The sequence below is a fragment of the Paenarthrobacter sp. JL.01a genome (genome assembly GCF_025452095.1).
In the GTDB taxonomy this organism is placed as follows: domain Bacteria; phylum Actinomycetota; class Actinomycetes; order Actinomycetales; family Micrococcaceae; genus Arthrobacter.
The window spans coordinates 528325-548377 of the sequence record NZ_CP104877.1; the positions used below are offsets into that span (position 1 = coordinate 528325).

The window sequence follows — 20053 nt, forward strand, 5'->3', positions numbered from 1 at the left end:
AGGAATAGCCGGGCGCAACTGGAAGTTGGCACTCACATGAAGGCAATCACTTACAGCAAATACGGAAACCCGGATGTCCTGGAAATCACCGAGCAGCCGATGCCCAAGGTCGGCCCTGGCATGGTGCTGGTCAAGGTCAAGACCGCATCAGTAAATCCGGTGGATTGGAAGATCATGGCCGGGTACCTTGACCCGCTCATGGACATCCAGTTCCCGGCAATTCCTGGCTGGGATGTTGCCGGGGTGGTGGAGTCGGTGGGAATTGACGCTCCGCACTTCCAGCCCGGCGATGAGGTGATCGCCTACGGCCGCAAGGACTTCGTCCACGGTGGCAGCTTCGCCGAGTACATTGCCTTGCCCGAACGGCTCCTGGCCCGCAAGCCAGAGAGCCTGAACTGGAACGAATCCGCTGGCCTGCCACTTGCCGGGTTGACTGCCTTCCAGGTCCTGAGGCGATTGGAACTCGCCGCCGGGGAGACCGTGCTGATCCACGGCGGTTCCGGAGGTGTCGGCTCACTCGGCATCCAGATCGCGAAGGCCCTCGGTGCGGAAGTCATCGCCACTGCTTCGGAGAAGAACCATGACTTCCTTCGGTCGCTGGGCGCCGAACCCGTTGCGTACGGTGAAGGGCTGGCGGGCCGGGTGCGGGAACTCTGCCCGGATGGTGTCGACGTCGTTGCGGACTTCGTGGGCGGCAACCTCTCAACAACCCTTGAGGTGCTGAAGGAGAATGGCCGGCATGCCTCCATTGCCGACAGCGATGTCGAAGAGCACGGGGGCACCTGGATGTGGGTCAACCCGGTGGGGGCGGACCTGCAAGAGCTCGCCGATCTGGTGGATGAGCGGAAACTCCAGGTTGAGGTAGCTGAAACCTTCCCGCTGGCTGATGCGGCGGACGCGTTCCGGCTCAACATGGATGGCCACACCCGCGGCAAGATCGTGGTCACCGTGGACGGGAACGATTGAGGCAACTTGCCTTCATTGGCCATCTTTGTGAGACTGAACTCCTCTGTTCCCCAGTGTTAGGCCGATGTTTTGACGGACATTCAAGGTTTCGCGACGCAAACCAAGCGCTGACACGCATCTGATGTCCTTCCGGGCCGATGGCAGCGCATTCGCTGAAATCACTGGAGTCCTGAAGCATCATGCCTATTGCAAAAAACCCGTCCATTACCCTGACCGACGTCAGCTTCCACTGGCCGGACGGTACCCCCGCTCTTACTGAAGTCTCCGGAACGTTCGGTACCGGCCGCACCGGCCTGGTGGGCGCCAATGGGGCCGGAAAATCAACGTTGCTCCGGCTCATTGCCGGTCTCCTCGCCCCGACACGTGGACACATCACCACCATCGGCGATGTCGGATACCTTCCACAAACGCTCACGCTGCTCACTAATTCCACCGTGGCTGACCTCCTCGGAATCGGCGCCAAGGTGATGGCCCTCAGGGCCATCGAATCCGGTGATGCATCGGTGGAAAACTTCGACGTGGTGGGCGATGACTGGGACATTGAGACGCGCGCCGACGAGGCCCTGCGCCACATCGGCTTCTCGTCCGCTGACCTGGACCGGAGCGTCGGCGGGATCTCGGGCGGCGAGGCCATGCTGGTCGCCATCGCGGGATTGAGGCTCCAGAGGACGGCGATCACGCTCCTGGACGAGCCCACGAATAATCTGGACCGCGAAGCGCGGGCCATGCTGTCCGGTCTTTTGTCCGGCTGGCCTGGCACGCTGGTGGTGGTCAGCCACGACCTCGCTTTGCTGGAACTGATGGACAACACAGCCGAACTGCACGGGGGAGAGCTCGCGGTCTTCGGCGGACCCTACAGCGCCTGGCGGTCCCACGTGGAGGAGCAGCAGGCCGCGGCAGTGCAGGCTGCCCAAGCCGCGAAACAGGCGGTGAAGGTTGAGAAGCGTCAGCGGCAGGAAGCCGAAGCGAAGCTGGCAAAGCGGGCGCGGACGGGCCAGAGCAGCTATGACAACAAAAAGGGCTCCAAGATCCTCATGAACCAGCGGGCCTCCGACGCCCAGGTGTCGGCCGGGAAGCTTCGTTCGGGTTCGGACAACAAAGTGGTCGCCGCCCAGGCGGCATTGGATGCGGCCTCCGCCAGGATCAGGGAAGAGGAGCGCATCAGCGTGGATCTTCCTGACCCGGACGTTCCACGCAGCCGCCGGATAGCGGAATTGCGGGGAACCAACCGCGCCTTCCTGATGGAAGGCCCGGAACGGGTGGCCATCATAGGCGCGAACGGGGTGGGAAAAACCACCTTGCTCGAACGTGTGGTTGCCGGCGAAGAAGGGCCGGCTGGTGGTCGGCTGCTGACGGAGCGGGCCGGCTACCTGCGGCAGCGGCTCGATGGCCTGGACGATGCTGCCACCACCTTGGAGAATGTGCAGACGGCTGCCCCGGACGTCCCCGCAGGTGAGATCAGAAATCAGCTGGCACGGTTCCTTCTCCGTGGCGACAGCGTCTATCGTCCCGTTCACACCCTTTCCGGGGGTGAGCGCTTCAGGGTGTCGCTGGCCAGGCTCCTTTTCGCCGATCCGCCGCCCCAGCTCCTGATTCTCGATGAGCCCACGAACAACCTCGACATCCAAAGCGTGGACCAGCTGGTGGCTGCGCTGAATGCTTACCGTGGCGCAGTTATCCTGGTCAGTCACGACGACGACTTCCTGGGCCGCCTGAACCTGGACGCCATGCTTCGCCTGGACCATGACGGTTCGCTCACCGAATTGCCTCCAGCGTAAGCGGACAGAACGACGGCGGCAGCCCGCCTTTGGTTCCTTCCGGAACCGCCGGGGAGCTGCCGCCGTCGTTCTTTAAGCAGTTGGCGCCTGAACGCTACTTGGCCAGGAAGCCGAGCAGGATCTCGTTGATCTCGGCGCCGTGCGTCCAAAGGAAGCCGTGGGGGGCGTCCTCGATCTCGACGTATTCCGCCGAGGGCAGGCGCTTGGTGAATTCGCGGCCGGTGGCGTCGATCGGGAGAATGCGGTCGCCGGTTCCGTGGACGATCAGGGACGGCACGGTGACCTTTTCGATGTCGGCACGGAAGTCGGTCAGCCAGGTGTCAACTACTGCGAACGATGCGTACCAGGACGAGCCGGCAGCGACGTTCCAGGAGTTGCGCAGTGCTTCTTCGCTGAGGCGGTTTCCGAGGAAGTTGTCCGTGTTGTAGAAGTCCTTGTAGAAGTTGCTGAACCAGGAGTACCGGTCTTCGATGGCGGCGTTGCGGATGCCGTCGAATACGGAGGAGGGAACGCCGGTGGGGTTGTCGTCGGTCTGGAGGAGGAACGGCTCGAGGGAGGCCAGGAAGACGGCCTTGGCCACGCGGGCCTCGCCGTAGGTGCCGATGTAGCGCCCGACTTCGCCGGTACCCATGGAGAAGCCCACCAGCACGGCATCCTGCAGGTCGAGGGTTTCCAGGACGGTGTTGAGGTCCGCTGCGAAGGTGTCGTAGTCGTAGCCGGTGGTGGTCTTGCTGGATTTGCCGAAGCCGCGGCGGTCGTAGGTGATGACGCGGTAGCCGGCGTTGAGGAGGGCGGCGGTCTGCTTCTCCCAGGAAGCGCCGTCAAGGGGATATCCGTGGATCAGGACGACGGGCTGGCCTGTGCCGTGGTCCTCGTAGTAGAGCTCGATGTCCGTGGTGTTTTCAGTTCCGACTTTGATGAAGCCCATGATTCTGTTTCCCTTTTCTCGAAGTAGAGAACGATCGTTCTCTCTCTAGGACAAATACTATAGAACGATCGTTCTCAATTCAAGTAGTATTGACCCATGGATATTTCCGAAGTCCGTCAACGCATCGTTGCGACAGCCGATGGGCTCTACAACGCCAAGGGCATCCAGTCCGTGGGCATGGACGAGCTGCGTACGGCCGCCGGTGTCTCCTTGAAGAAGCTGTACCAGGAATTTCCGTCCAAAAGCAGCATTGTGATGGCCGTACTGGAGCGCCGCCACGAGTCCTGGACCCAGGGGCTGGATGCAACGGTGAGCCAGGCCGCTGATCCGCGGGCCAAGCTGCTGGCCATTTTCGACTACCTCGCCGGATGGTTTTGCCAGGACTCGTTCCGCGGCTGCGGCTTCATCAACAGCTTCGCCGAGCTGGGCGCCGTCAGCCCTGAAGTGGCGGACTACGCACGAAAGCACAAGGAATCCTTCCAGGAGTACGTCGCAGGACTTGCGGCTGAAGCGGGCGCGCCGCGGTATCTGGCGCCGCAGCTTTCGATCCTGGCAGAGGGCGCACAGACGACGGCGGCCATCGCCGGATCGCCCGACGCTGCGGGACAAGCGCGGGAGGCAGCCGAAGTGCTGATCGATTCCGCTCTGAGTCGCGTTCCGTAACCTAAGTCCCGGCCATGGAAGACTGGAAACATGTCTTTTCGTCCCGCAAGGCCGCGCCCTACGTCCACTGCAGGCAGCAGCATCAGCTTGACACCGCCCCGCGAGCAAGCCCGCCACATCGCAATGAGGCTCGACGACGCGTGGCTGAGGCTGCAGACCCGCCTGGCCATCCGCCGTGGACGGGTGGAAACGGTCATCCCGTACACCGGTTACGGCAGCACGTCCTGGGTGAGGGTCCTGGCCAGGGTGGTCCGAAGTGATCCCCGGGACGCTGCCGGTCACGCGAACCCCTTGCAGGAGAGCATGCGCGGCTGGCGGAACTTCACCAGCGCCCCGGTGGCACATGCGGCCGTGCAGGTCACCATCGCCGGCGCCACCCATGACGTCGTGGCCGACCGTGGAGGCGTGGTGGACGCCCGTATCCCGGTGGCGCTGACGGCTGGATGGCACACCATTACCTTGAAATCCGGTGGCTCCAGAACGGTAGAGGCTCCCGTGGAAGTAGTGGCCGACGATGCCGACTTCGGAGTCGTGTCCGATATTGATGACACCGTGATGGTGACCGCTCTTCCGCGTCCCTTCCTGGCTGCCTGGAACACGTTCGTCCTCAACGAGCACGCCAGGACCCCAACGCCTGGCATGGCAGTGCTGTACGAGCGGATTGCACGCACCGCTCCATCTGCCCCGGTCTTGTACCTCTCCACCGGTGCCTGGAATGTTGCTCCTACGTTGTCCCGCTTCCTGTCCCGCAACCTGTACCCGGCCGGTCCCAAGCTCCTGACCGACTGGGGACCCACTCCCGACCGCTGGTTCCGCAGCGGCCAGGAGCACAAGAGGACATCGTTGGAACGCCTCGCTGAGGAATTCCCCAACATCAAATGGCTGCTTGTAGGTGATGACGGGCAGCATGACGAAGCCATCTACTCCGAATTCGCACAGCGCCACCCCGAAAACGTCCGGGCCATCGCCATTCGCCAGCTCTCCGCCGGTGAAGCTGTCCTGGCAGGTGGCCGGTCCAAGTCCGGTGGACAGCCGACCCCCGGCGTTCCCTGGATCTACGCCCCCGATGGTGCCGGGATGTCCGCGCAGTTGGAGGAACTGGGCATCATCAGGAACGAGGTCCGCTCCGCCGATGACCCCGAGGAAGGCGACGTTCTGTCCTGATCCGGCCGGCTTAGCCGGCTGTCGGGATCGGTGTACCCGCTTTACGCGGCGCTCCGACGGAACCCCGCTGGATGAGGCGCGCCACGAATTCAGGGCTGGGTGCTGCCGATTTGCGTCCTTCGATCTGCCGGATCAAGGCGGCCGCAGCGGCGGCTCCCATGTCATAAACGGGCTGGGCGATAACCGTAAGCGGCGGCGTGGTCAGGCGGGTCCAGGCGAAGTCGTCGTACATCAGGAACGAGACGTCGCGGGGGATGACCAGCCCGGCTTCCTGGATGGCTTCCACCACGCCCAAGGCGATCAGGCCGTCGGAGGCGATGATCGCCGTCGCGCCGTCCGGTCCCGTCAACAGCCCGCGGGTGATCCGCTTTACCGACTCACCGTCTCCGGCGTTGAGCCTGACGAGGTCCGTTGGGAAGGGGAGTCCCTCTTCTTCGAAGGCGCGTCGGATGCCCTCCAAACGGTCCGAAATTTGGGAAGACCCAAGCTTCATCCCTTCCGTGTAGGGGTGGCCCGAGGTCAGGGTGGAGACGAAGGCAATGCGCTGGTGGCCTGCCCGGATCAGGTGCTTGGTGGATTCGTAGGAGATGCCACCCATGTCCACCGCGAACGTTTCCGCGTCCAGGCCCTCGGCAGCACGGTCAAGGAGTACCAGCGGCCGTCCGGACTCCTCAACCTGTTGCAGGTGTGAGGTATCGACGGAGGAAGCAGGGGCGACGATCAACCCGTCCACACGCTTGTCCAGCAGCACCCTGACGGCGTCCACTTCCGCCGCTCTTTCCTCGTCTGTGTTGATGAGGATGACGTTGAATCCACTCTTTTTTGCGGTGTCTGTGATACCCCGCGTTGCCAGCCCGAAATGGGGGTTCTCGATATCGCCAACCACCACCCCGATGGTGTTCGATTTGCCGGTGTTCATGCTGCGGGCGAGCTCATTGGGGCGGTACTCAAGTTCTTCGGCGGCAGCCAGAACCCGTTCGCGGACGTCGTCGCTCACTGCCCCGTAATTGCCCAGGGCGCGGGCCGCCTGCGCTTTGGAAACTTTTGCGGCCTTGGCGACGTCGGCAACCGTCACGTCCCGCCGTCGGGATCCCTCAGTGCTCATTTTCACCTTTCAGGGTGGGTGTTGACGCGGCTTTGTGAGTTCCGCTACATTTCTTATCAATCGATGTGAGTCCGGTCTCAATCCTAGGGGCTGAGACCGGACTCAACAAGACTCATCATCGAGAAATCACTCTCAGCGGCTCCTGACAGCACCGCTTTCCCTCCCACGATTGGACAACGCTGTGATCAAACTGAACTTCCGCCCTGCAGCCCTCGCAGCAGCAGCCGTGGCGGCACTCCTCGCCCTGTCAGGCTGCGGCGGCGCCTCCGCAAGCAGCTCGCCCTCAGCCGAGAACCCCTACGGCCTCATCCAACCGGGCACCATTCGCGTTGCCAGCCTGGGCGACTCGAAGCCTTCTACCTTCACCGACGGCTCCGGGAACTTCACTGGCTTCGATGTTGAACTTTTCAAGGACGTGGCCCACCGTGCCGGCGTGGACAACGTTGTCTTCACCGGCCAGGACTTCTCCGGCCTTCTGGCCGCCGTGGCCAACGGACAGTTCGACGTCGGCGTGGCCGCCATCGGCATCACGGACAAGCGCAAGGAAACCGTGGACTTCTCCGACGGATACCTCGCCGGCTATCTGACGGTGATCACCACCAAGGACTCCGGCATCAAAGATGTGGACGGACTCAACGGCAAGCGTCTGGGCGTCGTCCAAGGCACCCTCCAGGAAGCCTATGCGGTGAAGAACTTCACCTCAGCCCAGCTCGTGCGCTTCCCGGACAACAACACCGCCATCGCGGCCGTCAACAGCGGTTCCGTGGACGCACACTTCCTGGACTACGAGGCCGCCAAGGCATACCAGGAGCAATTCGGCTTGGTCAGTGCCGCAGACATCCCCTCTTTTGACGCGCCGGCAGGATTCGCAATTGCCAAGAACAAGCCTGCGTTCAAGGACGCCCTGAACAAGGGCCTTGCCGAAGCAATGGAGGACGGTACCTGGAAGAAGCTCTACCAGAAGTGGTTCCCGGGCTCACCGATGCCCGAGCAGTACCTCCCCAAGGCCGAGCAGACTTCCAGCCCGTCTCCTACGGCCAGTAAGTAAGCAGAGCAGCAAGTAAGCCGCCCCGAACAACAACCAACGTCTGAGAGCACCCAATGGATTGGCTCAATACCATCAGCCGCACGTTCTTCGACTTTGACTCGATGGTCGAAGTACTGCCCCAACTCCTGGGAGTTGGCCTCCTCAACACCCTCATCATCTCCATCGCAGCAACCATCCTCGGCGTAGTGATGGGCATGGTGGTGGCGGTCATGGGCATCTCCCGCTCCAAGTGGCTGCGCATCCCGGCGCGGATCTACACGGATCTCTTCCGCGGGCTGCCCGCCATCCTCACCATCCTGCTGATCGGCCAGGGATTTGCCAGGCTGAGCCAATCGGTTTTCGGCCCCTCGCCCTATCCGCTGGGAATCATTGCGCTGAGCCTCATCGCCAGCGCCTACATCGGAGAAATCTTCCGTGCAGGCATCCTCAGCGTGGACAAGGGGCAAGGTGAAGCGTGCAGGGCCCTGGGCATGAGCTACGCCAAGTCCATGGCCCTGGTGGTCGTGCCGCAGGGCGTCCGCCGGGTGCTCCCAGCGTTGGTGAACCAGTTCATCGCGATCGTCAAGGATTCGTCCCTGGTGTACTTCCTCGGTCTGCTGGTCAGCGAACGCGAGCTCTTCAGGGTGGGCCAGGACGCCGCAGTATTGTCGGGCAACCTCTCGCCCCTGGTCATGGCAGGCATCTTCTACCTGGTCATCACCGTTCCGCTGACCCACCTGGTCAACTACTTCGACAACAAGTTCCGGACCGGCCGCCGTCGTCCTTCGGCCCCCACCAGCGGCCTGAAGGAAGTCAAGGAACTCGATGCGGCGTCGCCGCTCATCACCGGGAGCAACACGTGAACCTTACAAGCAGCAGCACCAACGCCAGCAGCACCAGCGCCAGCAAGGCGCCCGACGTCGAAAAGTTCAACGGTTCCAGCCTGGAACTGCGGAACCTGACCATGGCCTACGGGGACGTAAACGTACTCCGCAACGTCAGCCTCACAGTGGCACCCGGAACCACCACCTGCATCATCGGCCCCTCCGGTTCGGGCAAGTCCACGCTCCTGCGCGGCGTCAACCGCTTGCACGAACCAAAGAGTGGTGATGTCCTGCTGGCCGGCGAAAGTGCCCTCAAGGTCAAACCGGATATCCTGCGGGCACGCATCGGCATGGTCTTCCAGCACTTCAACCTTTTCCCGGACCACACCGCCCTGGAAAACGTGGCACTGGCCCTGTGGAGCGTCAAAGGAATGTCCAAAGCCGAGGCCAGGGAACGGGCCCGGCGCCGCCTTGCCGAGGTCGGTCTCGCTGAGCGCGCCGATCATCGGCCCAGGGACCTTTCCGGCGGCCAGCAGCAGCGTGTCGCCATCGCACGGGCACTGGCCATGGAACCGGAAGTCATGCTCTTCGATGAAGCCACCAGTGCACTGGACCCGGAACTGGTCAAGGGTGTCCTCAACCTCATGGCCGGCCTGGGGCGCCGCGGCATGACCATGCTGGTGGTCACCCACGAGATGGGCTTTGCCAGGAAGGTAGCGGACCAGGTGGTGTTCATGGACGAAGGCGAGGTTGTCGAAATAGGCACGCCCACCGAACTCTTCGACAACCCCCGCAGCGAACGCCTGCAGCGCTTCCTTTCGGAAGTCCTCTGATGGGCGCCCTGCCAGCGGCGCCCATCCGGACCGCCGTCGTCGGGTTTGGCGTCTCCGGCAGCGTGTTCCATGCCCCGCTGATCCACGCCGACCCGGACTATTCGCTGGAGGTCATTGTCACCTCGGACCCCCAACGCCGGACCGAGGCCGCGAGGCTCTATCCGCAAGCAACGATCGTTTCCACGCCTGGGGAGATGTTCGCGCTTGCCGGCGGGTTGGACCTCGTAGTGCTGGGAACGCCTCCACTGACGCACTTCGACCTGGGCGCCACGGCGATCGCCGACGGCCTGAACGTTGTGGTGGACAAGCCTTTTGTCACGACGGTTTCGCAGGGTGAGGAGCTGGCTGCCAGGGCGTCCGACGCCGGTGTACAGCTCACGGTCTTCCAGAACCGCCGGTGGGATGCCGACTTCCTGACGCTCCGGAAGCTGTTGGGCCAAGGGGCATTGGGAGAGGTGCGGACCTTTGAATCCAGGTTTGAATGGTGGCGGCCCGACGGCTTCGGAAACTGGCGCGATTCCGCCACGCTGGCCGAGGGCGGCGGCCTGCTGCACGACCTCGGTGCCCACCTGATCGATCAAGCCATCCAGTTGTTCGGCCCTGTGGAGGAGAGCTACGGCGAGACCGCCAACAACGGACCCCATGCTGAGGCCGCAGATACCGAAGCCTTTGTGTCACTGCGCCACACGTCCGGAGTCCGGTCACGGTTGTGGATGAACGGAATGGCCGCCCAAGCCGGCCCGCGGTTCCATGTCCTCGGCTCCCAGGCCGCGTACACCAAGTGGGGACTCGACGGCCAGGAACCGGCGCTCGCGTCCGGTGTCACGCCGTCGGACGCTTCCTACGGCATCGAACCCCAGGAGTCTTGGGGGCTTCTGGGAGTGGACGGGGCGGCCACGCCGGTCCCGGCAGAAAAGGGCGACTATCCGCAGTTCTACCGGGAACTTGCAGCCTCGCTGAGCGGCCGCGGCCAACTGCCCGTGCAAGCGGCCGAAACGCTGGAAACCCTCAGGATCATCGAAAACATTCACGCCTTCGCCTAAAGGCGTACACCGCATCAACACATAGAAAGGGAGAACCATGTCCTCCACCAAGCACGTCGCCGTCATCGGCGGCGGCATCCTGGGCGTCTCCACCGCCGTCCACCTGCTCCGCCAAGGCGCCTCTGTGACCCTCCTGACCGAGCAAGGCCTCGCCAGCGAAGCCACGGGCCGGTCGTTGTCCTGGCTCAACTCCGCCGGTGAACGCTCCACCCCCTACCACCGGCTGCGGGTGGCCGGCGTGGACCGGTACCGCACACTCTTCGCCGCCGATCCCGTCCGCGAGTGGCTGCAGTTCGGCGGTGGGCTCATGTGGAACGCCGCCGGAGAAGGCGACGCCACAGTTGCTCGCCACGCCTACGAAAAATCCATTGGCTACGATTCCAAGCTGTTGGCCCCGGACGAGATTGCCTCAGTTACCCCTGGCATCGACGCCACCGCCGTCCCGGAAAATGCCATCTTCAACCCGGGCGAAGGCTGGGTCAGCCTCCCGGACCTGGTGAACTTCCTGATGGAGGAATTCCACCACTTGGGCGGCCGGTTGGTACTGAATGCGGGCAAGGTCTCGGTAACGGTCGACGGCGGCCCGTCCAGCGGTGGTCGGGCCACCGGCGTCGAAACGGCCAGCGGTGAAACGTACGCCGCAGACGCGGTACTGGTTGCCTGCGGTGCCGCAACGCCCGCCGTCGTAAAGCCGCTTGGCGTCGAGATCCCCAACGGTTCTCCGGTTTCGATGCTGGTGGTCACCAAGCCCGTGGAACACCAGGTGACCGCTGTGATGAACACGCCCCGGGCAGCAGTGCGTCCCAATCCGGGCAACACTTTCGCTCTGGATCACGACTGGTACGAGGAACACATCACCGAGCACGCCGACGGGTCATTCACCATCCCGGATGACGTGGTCCAGGAATTGGCCGACGAGTCCTCAAAGCTCATCGCCGGCAACCCCGAGCTCAAGGCGGCATCCTGGAAGATCGGGTACAAGCCCATTCCGGGTGACGGTGAGCCCGTCTTCGGTGAACTCGAGCAGGTGCCTGGCTGCTTCGTCGCGTTCACGCACTCGGGCGCCACGCTGGGCTTGATCGCCGGTGAACTCCTGTCCGGGGAGATCCTGACGGGGGAAAAGCACCCGATGTTGTCGACGTTCCGGCCGGGACGGTTCTCCTAGTTCTTCCCGCGGCCTGCACCCCCTAAAAGGCCAACGGCCCCGATACGCCATCTGCATAAGCGTGTCGGGGCCGTTGGAGTTTTTTCTCGCCGGGCCTGATCGGGCTGGGGGGAAAGGAAACCGATCAGACCCGGCGGGGCTCAGTGGTTATTTGGTGGTTTCGGTGCGTTGGGTGCCGGTGAAGGCGAAGGCGATGGTGGAGGTGGCGCCTTGGAAGGTGTTGTCCGCGGTGGTGGGGAACGCGGTGGTGACTTTGAGGTTGTCGGTCTTGGTCGAGGTCAGGGAGGTGAGGTTGTTGAGGACCTTGTTCGCTGTGATGACCGGGGCCGAGGCCAGGACGGTGGTTTTGGTGCCGCCGCAGGTGTAGGGGGCGGCCGTACCGGTCCAGGCAACACTGCAGTTTTCGATGGTCAGTTGCAGGCCGTTGGTGGTGTCGGTGGTGAGCAGGGACCCGGTGGCTCCGGCGGAGGTGGTGAGGGTGACGTTGTTCAGGTCGGAGTTGCCGGTGTTGGCCAGGGTGACGAGTTTTTCGACTTTGTCACCGGGGAGCAGTCCTGCGATGGGGACGTTGAGGGTGTTGGCGGGGCCGGGGGCGCCCAGGGCGATGGTGACGGTGCCTGCGGTGACGGCTTGGGAGGCGGAGGTGGAGGAGGTGAACGCGCCGTAGGTTCCCATGCCGGCGACGGCGGCTGCGGTGCCGACCAGTGCGACGGAGGCGAGGATTTTGCCGGTGGTGGTTTTGAGGCTGATGGCCATGGGGATCAGTGTTCCTTTCCTGTGGCCACCGTGAGACCGGCCGGCCTGTTGTTCCAGCCTGTGTGGCTGACAGGAATTACTTTGCCGGGCCTGGATCAAGAACAAATCCTGCAAACCCGCAACACTTCCTCAGGAAACCCTCAAGAAAACCCCAGCACCATCGGTGGGGGCCGTGCCGATATACGTTGATTCAATGTGAATCACAGCTGTAGACTGAGTATGTCGAAAGGGGAGTAGCTGTGATCGTGATGGACAGTGGTCTTGCAGCACTGCATCGTGGTGCCCTGCAGCGTCAGGCCCGCCAGCGGGTAGATCTGCTTGACGAACTGCGAGCAGTTCACAACGCCTCGTCACGCGGCATGAACCAGCGCGAGATCGCCGATGTTCTGGTGACCAGCCAGGCAAAGGTGCATCGGATGCTGAAAGCCATCGAGCGACGCCCGGAGGTCCTTTCGGGCGGAGCGCCTGAGGAGATCATCCTTCGCGCGTTTGCGTACGACACACCCAGGCCGGAGCTGCTGGAACGGTTGAAGTCCATGAGCTACACGGATGGCGAGGACGCCCCTTACCCGCACGAAGGTCGTATCCCCGGCACATGGGACCAGGTGGTGGGAGCGTTCGCGCAGGACCTCCTTACCGAGCGCGAGTTCAATGAGGTCAGGGCGGCTGTTGGCCGCTGAGCGGGGTGCCGTTCACGCGGCACTGACCGAGTTGTACGCTCCGGGCAATGATTTGGAGCGGGCTCCGGATGTTCTGCTGGCCTACTTTGACGACGTCGCGGTGGTTCGACTGGCGAAGGCCTTCATGGCGCGGCAGCAGGACGTCATGACGGCCGGACGCGCTGTTGTTGTCGCTGCCGGCCCGCCGGGTGCGGGCAAGACTGAAGCGCTGAAAACACTCGACCTGCGCGGGTATCGCCTCATCGACCCCGACGATGCCAAGGACATGATCCTGGACGACGCCGAACGTCACGGCTTGCTGAACTACCGGCATAACTACACACTGCCCGACGGCGGCCCGGTTGGGGTGCGGGAGCTGGCCTCCCACGTCCACGCCATCTCGACCAGAACGACCAACCTGGTTCGGCAGATGGCCCTGGCCGCCGGCGAGAACGTTGTCATCGATGGCACCTTGTCATGGGAGAAGCTGCCGGCCCAGTACATCGACGAACTCTTCATGTCCCGGTACGTGCAAGTCGATGTCGTTGATGTCGAAACCTCCCGGGATAACGCGGTCGAACGGGCTCGCCAGCGTTGGTGGGCCGGTCGCCTGAATGATCCGGCGATGGGAGGACGATTCGTCCCCGACGCCGTTATCGAGCACTGCTACGCCACCGGTGCCGAGTCCATCTGTGCAGCCAATGCATTGAGGCTGGCGCAGATGGCCGCAGATTCTGTTGGCCGCGGCACGCTGCGCCGCTTCGACGTCGACCAAGCCACCGGTGAGGTCCACGCCAGCAACGTCACCACCTTCGAGTAACCATCCGGCCGCGACCCAAGACTCCTGGCGGGTTATCCCCTCGAGCGAGGGGTGGCGGCTGGCGCCGCACCCGGGGGCTGCCCAACCTCAGCACCATCGTTGGGGTAATCGAGCAGTTTTGGAGAAGCCCGCAGCCTCGGCCCAGTCGTAGCGTTTGGGTATCGGATAACGACCAACTGAGGAGACGGGCAATGGCTGGGACAGCAACCGCGGGCAAGGGCAAGTCCTACGAGGGCTTCACGGAGGATGAGCGCGCCGCGATGAAGGAGCGGGCGCAGGAACTCAAGAAATCTCCGCGCAAGAAGGCAAGCGCAGCTGACGGCGAGGCGGATGTGGTGGCCAAGATTGCGGAGATGCCGGAGTCCGACAAGGTCATGGCTGAACGCCTGCACGCCCTTGTCAAGGAACATGCTCCGGAGCTGGCACCGAAGACCTGGTACGGGATGCCGGCCTACGCCAAGGACGGCAGGAACATTGTCTTTTTCAAGAGTGCGGACAAGTTCAAGTCGCGCTATGCGACCCTCGGTTTCGAGGAGAACGCCATGCTCGACGACGGAGCGATGTGGCCCACGTCCTTTGCGCTCAAGGAAATCACGCCGGACGTGGAAGCCACGATCGTGGAGCTGATTAAGAGGGCGACCGGTCAGTAGCTCGGGTCTGGGTTGGGGGTTGGCGGGACGGGGCCGGGGTCGGGAACCGGCGAGGGTCCCGGAGTGGGGTTGGGGTCCGGAATGGGGCTCGGAGGAAACGGAGTGGTGGGGTCCGGTGGCGGGGGAACAGGGCCGGGGTCCGGCGGGAACGGCTCGGGCTCGTGGGTCGGGGGCAACGTCATGATCTCTCCTCTGCGTACTGGTGAATGTTGCTCGGGGTAGATAACAGCAGCCTAAACACGTGCCCTCCGATACGCCACCACTTGAAGGGGATTCCAACTTCTAGGTCATATGACCTAGAATCGGGTCATGAATGATCTTCTTACTCTCGATCCCGCAGGTCCTGTTCTGATCGTCGGTGGTTACGGAACTGTGGGCACCGCGCTCACGCGGCACGCCTCGGCCCACTGGCCACTGCTCTTGACGGGCAGGAACCCTGACCGCGGAGCACACTTGGCAAAGGAAAACCCAACGGTCAAAAAGGTCACCGTGGAAAGATGGGACCTCAGCCAGCCCGAACCCTTCGAGGCCGCAGTCGGGGCGGTCATCAGCGCCGTCAACGACCCCGAAGACCGTGTCCTTCGCGCCGCCGTCAGTGCGGGGATCCCCTACGTAGACGTCACCCGCTGGACCAGCAGGGTGACCCGCGCCATCACCCTGGCCACTTTGTTGAAGCCAACGGCCCCTGTACTCCTGAGTTCAGGGTGGATGGGTGGCGTCACCAGCACGGTGGCCGCAGCCCTGGCCCAGGAACTCGGTGGAGCTTCCAACGTGGATATCTCCATCAGGTACGACGTCAACGACCAAGCCGGAGTTGACTCCGTGGACTTCATGGACCGGCTGGGGCTGGAGTTCGAAGCACGAAAAGGCGGTAAGGCCGCCGTCGTACGTCCTTTAACTGACACCCGCTGGGTGGATATCGCCGGGCACCGCACCAAGGTTGCACGCCTGGACACCCCCGAGCAGTTCACGCTGCCGCTCACCTTGGGCGCGGGCTCGGTGGCCACCAGAATCGGGTTCAGTTCCAATACGTCGACGACGGCGTTGCTCGCCGCGCGCTCGGTGGGGCTGTTCCGCTGGGGGAGCGGAGAGAAGTGGGCGCCGCTGCGTCGGTCCCTGCTTTACTCGCCCGGCTCGGGCGGTACGGCGCATATCCGCGTGGATGTCAGTGGTTCAGGCGGTTCCCGGACTGCCACCATTTCCGATCCCCTGGGCCAAGCGCATCTCACTGCCGTGGGTGGACTCCTGGGGCTCCACACAGTGCTTCGCGATGACGCCCAGCCGGGTGTGTCATTCCCGGAATCCGCGCTGGAACCAGCTGCACAGCTCGCCCGGCTCGAGTCATACGGTGTGACAATATTGAGGTCATGACCGATAGCAAGGGCGCCCTCCGGAAGGCGGCCCTTCTGGACGCCGCTGAAGAAGTACTGGTCACCAAAGGCAACGCAAATGCTGCCATGCGGGACTTCGCAGCAGCCGCCGGGGTACGCATCGGTCACCTTCAGCACTACTTTCCCACCCGGGCCGACCTCATTAGCGCTGTCCTGGAGCGGGCACTCGAGCGTTCGCTCCAGCGACTCAACGATGTCACTGACGTGGACCTTTCGCCGGAAGCCCCGGGTTATCTCGAAGAGGCGGAGTCATACCGGCTGCTGACCGCCCTGCTCCAGGAACATTCAGACATGGCGGACGTCAGGATGCACCTGGAGATCTGGGCCCTCGCTGCCTCCGATGACGCAGCGGCCGGCGCCCTGCGGGAGTTCTACGCCCAGTACTCCGCGCACGTGCAGGGGCTGGTCCGGCGCGGCAGGCCCGGGCTTTCGGAGCAGGAAATTGCCGCCGCGGCCGCCGCAATCGTCAGCCTCTTCGAGGGTGCAGCTGTTACGCGTTCGGGCATTGCCGGCCTGCGGACTGCGCCAGGCGACCAGGCCATCATCCGCACCGCGCAGTGGTTGATTCACGGGCAATAAACGGTGCGCAAAAAAGTTTTCTACTTTTGCGTAACCCTTTGGGGTGCCCTGACGATTACGTCAGTGAAAGGGCCGAGTTGGAATTTGTCCCCCATCATCTTCCAGCTCGGCTCTTCCATGTCCGGGAGTTACCGCGGCTCGGGGAGTTTCTCCTTTGGCTGGCCCGGCAGAGCAGCTACCCTTGGTGAGGTCGCCCGTTGTGAAAGGCGGATGACCTGGCTCCCAGCCTGGACCAGCCGCCGATCGAAAGTCCCAATTCTGTGACCGACGCATTGACCGACGAAGCGCTTCACGCACTCCAAGGCAATAACGCGGAACTGTTCAGCGCTGTCTACCAGGCGTATGCGGGCCAGGTCCTGGGATATTTGACGGCCAAGGGCGTCGCTGATCCGGAAGCAACCACGCAGGACGTTTTCCTGGCGGTCCTGCCTCGATTGGACGGGATCAGTGGGGGCGTCAGTGGCCTGAGAACCTTTATCTTCTCGGTCGCCCATGCCCGCATGGTGGACGAGCACCGGAAGGAAAGCCGGGCTCCGGATCAGCATGAGTTTGAGCCCGAGCGGGACGCGAGGGAGTCGAGCTCTGCTGAATCCGAAGCCATGCTCCGGTTCGCGCCCTACGAAGTGATGTCGCTCCTGGAACTCCTGGGCGAAGAACAACGGGAAGTGTTGACGCTGCGGATCGTGGCAGGCCTGACCGTGGAGCAAGTGGCCGGGATCATGGGGAAGTCCGCCGGCGCAGTGAAGCAGCTGCAAAGGCGGGCACTTATCGCCCTTCGTGAGCATTCGGCAGTAAAGGAATACGTGTCGTCGTGACATTCAAGGATTTGGAACGCGAACAGATCGTGGACGAGCTTCTGCTCGACGCCGATCTCGGCGACGCCCGTGACCTTCGCCAGGCGCTTGTGGCCATGGGCCAGTTCGCCGGGGCAGCCGCACCCGAGCCCGGCGAAGAGCTGGCGGCCATGCTCGCCGGACCGCACGATGACGTCTCCAAGCGCCGTTGGAGGCACAAGCACCGCACTGCCGTTGTTGGCGTCGCGGTAGTGGCGGCGATGGGACTTGGTGTTAGCGGCGTCGCTGCCGCGAGCTCCGGGTTTACGCGTAGTCCGTCCGTCCAAGGACTCTGGGAGGGCCTCGCTTCCCAGCGGGCTGCGGGGACTCCCGTCTTGCTCGCCCCGGATGCCCCCAAAGTGAGCACTGTCCCTGCCCCATCTGCAGATCCCGCTGCGATCCCGCAAGACATGCAGGCGGACCAGCCTGTTCAAGCAAGCCAGCCCGTGAAACCAGGCCAGCCCGCTCCGCCCGGCCCGGTGGCGGCCGGCGCGCCGGTGCCGGTCACGGCGAAGGTGCCCGCGGCGGCACCGCAACCGGTCCAACCGAACCCGGTCGCCGCCGTCGTACCGGGCCCGCCCTATGCGGCTGCTGCTGCACCGGTCGCTGCTGTTCCCGGCCCCACCACAGCTGCGCCCAAGCCCGCCCCCTGCCGCAGAACCAGCCGGCCGCGCCCGGCCTGGCCCTTCCCCCAGTCGCCGAACAACTGCCCGTGGGGCAGCTGAAAGCCCAGGCCGCAAAGCTGAAGCAGGCCAAGAAACCGGTGGAACGCTAGGGAGTGCCACGGGCATCAGCCGTGATTCCTGCGCGTCGCCGGCATTAGGCTGGGCTCATGATGCATGTCAACGATCCCGCCGTCGTCGAGCGGTTGATGCGGACAAAGGGTACGTGGGCCATAGTTGGCCTCAGTAACAACGAGTGGCGTTCTGCCTACGATGTTTCGCTGTATGTGCGGGACAAGATGGGCATGGAGATCATCCCCGTCAACCTCAAGGGCGAGGACGTCCACGGCGAAAAAGGCTACAAAAGCCTGGCCGACATTCCTCCCGAAAAACACTCGATCGACGTCGTGGATTGCTTCGTCAATTCCGAGCGCGTAGGCGCGGTTATCGACCAGGCCATCGCGGTCGGGGCCAAAGCCGTGTGGCTCCAGCTCGGCGTGTTTGACGACGACGCCACGCAGCGCGCCCGGGACGCGGGCCTGGACGTCGTGGTCAATTCGTGCCCGGCGCGTGAAGGCTGGCAATACGGCCTGTGATGCGGAGTCATTTCCGTCTGCTACATTGCTGCTGACTCATCTCTCTAGCCCCGGGGGAAAGCCATGTGTGGCGACCATTCTTCAGTGCCTTTTTCCGTTCCCAGCAGACGGGCGGCCTTAGGCATCCTCGGCGCTTCCGTAGTGGCCGGCCTGACTGCCTGCACACCGGCTGCAGGGGCGGAAAGTTCGACGGCGGACCCCACTGACAGCGATGCGGCGACGGCCGCTGCCTCCCCTTCGGGGACGCCCACTCCTTCTCCAACGCCCACAGCGACCAAGCGGATCCGGCGGACCTTCATTCCAGACTTCCAACTGCCACCGATCGCCGGCGGCCTGGCGCCGGTCATCACCAAGATTCCCACGAAGCACCCCGTGGTGTTCCTGACTATCGATGACGGGAACATAAAAACCCCGGAGTCGGTCAAGCTCATGGCCGAGTACGACTACCCGGCCTCCCTTTTCCTGACAAAGGACACCATTGCGGAGAATCCTGCGTTCTTCAATGCGTTCAAGGCCCAGGGCAGTCTGGTGGAGAACCACACGGTAACCCACAACATCAATATGGTGCGGCAATGGGGGTACCAGCAGCAGCTCAACGACATCGCGGGCATGCAGGATTACGCCCTCCAGCAGTTCGGTCGCCGGCCAACGCTCTTCCGTCCACCCGGTGGCGCTTACTCCAACGTGATGCGCCAAGCGGTCGCCGATGCGGGGATGAAAGCGATCATCACGTGGGAAGCCAAGGCAAACGCGGGAAAAATGGACTACCAGGTGGGCAACTCGCTCCGTCCCGGCGACATCGTGCTCATGCATTTCAGGGCTGAGTTTGCCGCCGACCTCGCTGCTTTCCGGGCGGCACAACTGGCCGCGGGGCTGGAAGTGGTGTTGCTCGAGGATTTTCTGGGGGTGGCGTAGGAGTGTCTGCGGCGGTGACAAGCCAGTAGGCTCCCTCCATGGACGTTTCCCAGCTCCGTGAAATCTGCCTTGGTTTTCCGGGCGCCTTCGAGGACTTTCCGTTTGGTCCCGAGACGTCCGTGTTCAAAGTGCGCGCGGCCGTAGCCGGTGGTGCCAGGCACGAAGCGAAGATGTTCGCGCTCTCCGCCATGGACCCGGGCAACTGGTCCGTGAGCCTGAAGTGCGAGCCTGCCCTTGCCGAGCAGCTGAGGGCCGCGCACCCGGAGATCACCGGAGCTTGGCACCTGAACAAGACCCATTGGAACGGCGTCCGCCTCGATGGCGCCCTGCCGGATGGCATGGTCCGGGACATGGTGGAGGACTCCTATGACCTGGTGGTGGCTACCCTGAGCCGAAAGCAACAGGAACAGCTGGGGTGGGCGCGGCTGGCACGTCCGCAGGGCAGCTGACGCGCCCTGCCAGCCCCTCCCCAGGGCGCTGACATGGGACTAGATTGATACTGCGTACCTAAAGACTTCAGCCGATGGCTGGTCAGGAGCGGTGTGATGCTGGATAAGAAGACGCGGAACCATCTGCGAAATGTCCTACGAGTGCACTGAGCCGAAAACCATGCTTAAAGCCCCGGAACATGCCACCATTGCCGCCGATGAGCGAAGCAAGCGATGGATGATTGCTTTGCGCGCGGACTCACGGATG

Annotated in this window: 23 protein-coding genes; 19 read left to right on the plus strand and 4 right to left on the minus strand. The window is 63.5% G+C overall.

Going from position 1 to position 20053, the window contains the following annotated elements:
• Positions 1-36 precede the first annotated feature (36 nt).
• Positions 37-966: an NADP-dependent oxidoreductase gene (locus N5P29_RS02630; protein ID WP_262277131.1), complete on the plus strand. Its 930-nt coding sequence runs from the start codon at positions 37-39 to the stop codon at positions 964-966.
• Positions 967-1145: 179 nt separating this feature from the next.
• On the plus strand, positions 1146-2744 hold the full coding sequence (locus N5P29_RS02635) for an ABC-F family ATP-binding cassette domain-containing protein (protein WP_262277132.1): 1599 nt from the start codon (positions 1146-1148) through the stop codon (positions 2742-2744).
• A gap of 94 nt (positions 2745-2838) precedes the next feature.
• Here N5P29_RS02635 and N5P29_RS02640 read toward each other — a convergent pair whose 3' ends face one another.
• The gene (locus tag N5P29_RS02640; protein ID WP_262277133.1) at positions 2839-3672 is read right to left on the minus strand and encodes an alpha/beta fold hydrolase; all 834 of its coding nucleotides are present in this window, start codon (positions 3670-3672) and stop codon (positions 2839-2841) included.
• Positions 3673-3768: 96 nt separating this feature from the next.
• Between N5P29_RS02640 and N5P29_RS02645 the strand changes: the two genes are divergently transcribed.
• Entirely contained in the window at positions 3769-4335 is a 567-nt protein-coding gene (locus tag N5P29_RS02645) for a TetR/AcrR family transcriptional regulator (RefSeq protein ID WP_262277134.1), read from the plus strand.
• Between the two features lie 30 nt (positions 4336-4365).
• Positions 4366-5499 carry an App1 family protein phosphatidate phosphatase gene (locus N5P29_RS02650; RefSeq protein ID WP_262277135.1) on the plus strand — a complete coding sequence of 378 codons (1134 nt, stop codon included), beginning with the start codon at positions 4366-4368 and terminating at the stop codon, positions 5497-5499.
• 10 nt (positions 5500-5509) lie between these two features.
• Here N5P29_RS02650 and N5P29_RS02655 read toward each other — a convergent pair whose 3' ends face one another.
• Complete coding sequence (locus N5P29_RS02655; protein WP_262277136.1) at positions 5510-6604, minus strand: LacI family DNA-binding transcriptional regulator; 1095 nt, start codon at positions 6602-6604, stop codon at positions 5510-5512.
• Between the two features lie 181 nt (positions 6605-6785).
• Between N5P29_RS02655 and N5P29_RS02660 the strand changes: the two genes are divergently transcribed.
• From N5P29_RS02660 to N5P29_RS02680, 5 genes are read left to right on the plus strand one after another with little or no spacing between them, the layout of a single operon-like run.
• Entirely contained in the window at positions 6786-7652 is an 867-nt protein-coding gene (locus tag N5P29_RS02660) for an ABC transporter substrate-binding protein (protein ID WP_262277137.1), read from the plus strand.
• A 53-nt stretch (positions 7653-7705) separates the two neighbouring features.
• The gene (locus tag N5P29_RS02665) at positions 7706-8494 is read left to right on the plus strand and encodes an amino acid ABC transporter permease (protein ID WP_262277138.1); all 789 of its coding nucleotides are present in this window, start codon (positions 7706-7708) and stop codon (positions 8492-8494) included.
• The gene (locus tag N5P29_RS02670; protein ID WP_315973373.1) at positions 8491-9288 is read left to right on the plus strand and encodes an amino acid ABC transporter ATP-binding protein; all 798 of its coding nucleotides are present in this window, start codon (positions 8491-8493) and stop codon (positions 9286-9288) included. The genes N5P29_RS02665 and N5P29_RS02670 overlap by 4 nt, the downstream gene beginning before the upstream one ends.
• Positions 9288-10331, plus strand: a complete 1044-nt coding sequence (locus N5P29_RS02675; protein ID WP_262277139.1) for a Gfo/Idh/MocA family protein — start codon at positions 9288-9290, stop codon at positions 10329-10331. The genes N5P29_RS02670 and N5P29_RS02675 overlap by 1 nt, the downstream gene beginning before the upstream one ends.
• Positions 10332-10368: 37 nt before the next feature.
• Positions 10369-11496, plus strand: coding sequence for an NAD(P)/FAD-dependent oxidoreductase (locus tag N5P29_RS02680; RefSeq protein ID WP_262277140.1), 1128 nt, complete (start codon positions 10369-10371; stop codon positions 11494-11496).
• 147 nt (positions 11497-11643) lie between these two features.
• Here N5P29_RS02680 and N5P29_RS02685 read toward each other — a convergent pair whose 3' ends face one another.
• On the minus strand, positions 11644-12252 hold the full coding sequence (locus N5P29_RS02685) for a TasA family protein (RefSeq protein ID WP_262277141.1): 609 nt from the start codon (positions 12250-12252) through the stop codon (positions 11644-11646).
• 239 nt (positions 12253-12491) lie between these two features.
• Here N5P29_RS02685 and N5P29_RS02690 point away from each other — a divergent pair, with 239 nt between their 5' ends.
• The 3 genes from N5P29_RS02690 (at position 12492) to N5P29_RS02700 (ending at position 14381) form a co-directional block, all read left to right on the plus strand.
• The gene (locus tag N5P29_RS02690) at positions 12492-12932 is read left to right on the plus strand and encodes a hypothetical protein (protein WP_262277142.1); all 441 of its coding nucleotides are present in this window, start codon (positions 12492-12494) and stop codon (positions 12930-12932) included.
• Positions 12922-13731 (plus strand): zeta toxin family protein, encoded by an 810-nt coding sequence (locus N5P29_RS02695; RefSeq protein WP_262277143.1) that lies wholly within the window; start codon positions 12922-12924, stop codon positions 13729-13731. The genes N5P29_RS02690 and N5P29_RS02695 overlap by 11 nt, the downstream gene beginning before the upstream one ends.
• Before the next feature lie 191 nt (positions 13732-13922).
• Complete coding sequence (locus N5P29_RS02700; RefSeq protein ID WP_262277144.1) at positions 13923-14381, plus strand: iron chaperone; 459 nt, start codon at positions 13923-13925, stop codon at positions 14379-14381.
• On the opposite strand, the gene N5P29_RS02705 is transcribed toward N5P29_RS02700, so the two are convergent.
• Positions 14375-14563, minus strand: a complete 189-nt coding sequence (locus N5P29_RS02705) for a hypothetical protein (protein ID WP_262277145.1) — start codon at positions 14561-14563, stop codon at positions 14375-14377. The two genes, N5P29_RS02700 and N5P29_RS02705, sit on opposite strands and share 7 nt — an antisense overlap.
• A gap of 127 nt (positions 14564-14690) precedes the next feature.
• Here N5P29_RS02705 and N5P29_RS02710 point away from each other — a divergent pair, with 127 nt between their 5' ends.
• The 7 genes from N5P29_RS02710 (at position 14691) to N5P29_RS02740 (ending at position 19806) form a co-directional block, all read left to right on the plus strand.
• A complete protein-coding gene (locus tag N5P29_RS02710; RefSeq protein WP_262277146.1) occupies positions 14691-15752 on the plus strand; it encodes a saccharopine dehydrogenase family protein in 1062 nt (353 codons plus the stop codon).
• Positions 15749-16351 carry a TetR/AcrR family transcriptional regulator gene (locus N5P29_RS02715; RefSeq protein WP_262277147.1) on the plus strand — a complete coding sequence of 201 codons (603 nt, stop codon included), beginning with the start codon at positions 15749-15751 and terminating at the stop codon, positions 16349-16351. Before N5P29_RS02710 ends, N5P29_RS02715 begins: the two co-directional genes overlap by 4 nt.
• A 260-nt stretch (positions 16352-16611) precedes the next feature.
• Positions 16612-17166 carry an RNA polymerase sigma factor gene (locus N5P29_RS02720; RefSeq protein WP_262277148.1) on the plus strand — a complete coding sequence of 185 codons (555 nt, stop codon included), beginning with the start codon at positions 16612-16614 and terminating at the stop codon, positions 17164-17166.
• Positions 17163-17909: a hypothetical protein gene (locus tag N5P29_RS02725; RefSeq protein WP_262277149.1), complete on the plus strand. Its 747-nt coding sequence runs from the start codon at positions 17163-17165 to the stop codon at positions 17907-17909. Before N5P29_RS02720 ends, N5P29_RS02725 begins: the two co-directional genes overlap by 4 nt.
• 107 nt (positions 17910-18016) lie before the next feature.
• Positions 18017-18442 (plus strand): CoA-binding protein, encoded by a 426-nt coding sequence (locus N5P29_RS02730; RefSeq protein ID WP_262277150.1) that lies wholly within the window; start codon positions 18017-18019, stop codon positions 18440-18442.
• Positions 18443-18526: 84 nt separating this feature from the next.
• On the plus strand, positions 18527-19357 hold the full coding sequence (locus N5P29_RS02735) for a polysaccharide deacetylase family protein (RefSeq protein ID WP_262277151.1): 831 nt from the start codon (positions 18527-18529) through the stop codon (positions 19355-19357).
• A 38-nt stretch (positions 19358-19395) separates the two neighbouring features.
• Entirely contained in the window at positions 19396-19806 is a 411-nt protein-coding gene (locus N5P29_RS02740) for an MmcQ/YjbR family DNA-binding protein (protein WP_262277152.1), read from the plus strand.
• The last annotated feature ends 247 nt before the right edge of the window (positions 19807-20053 follow it).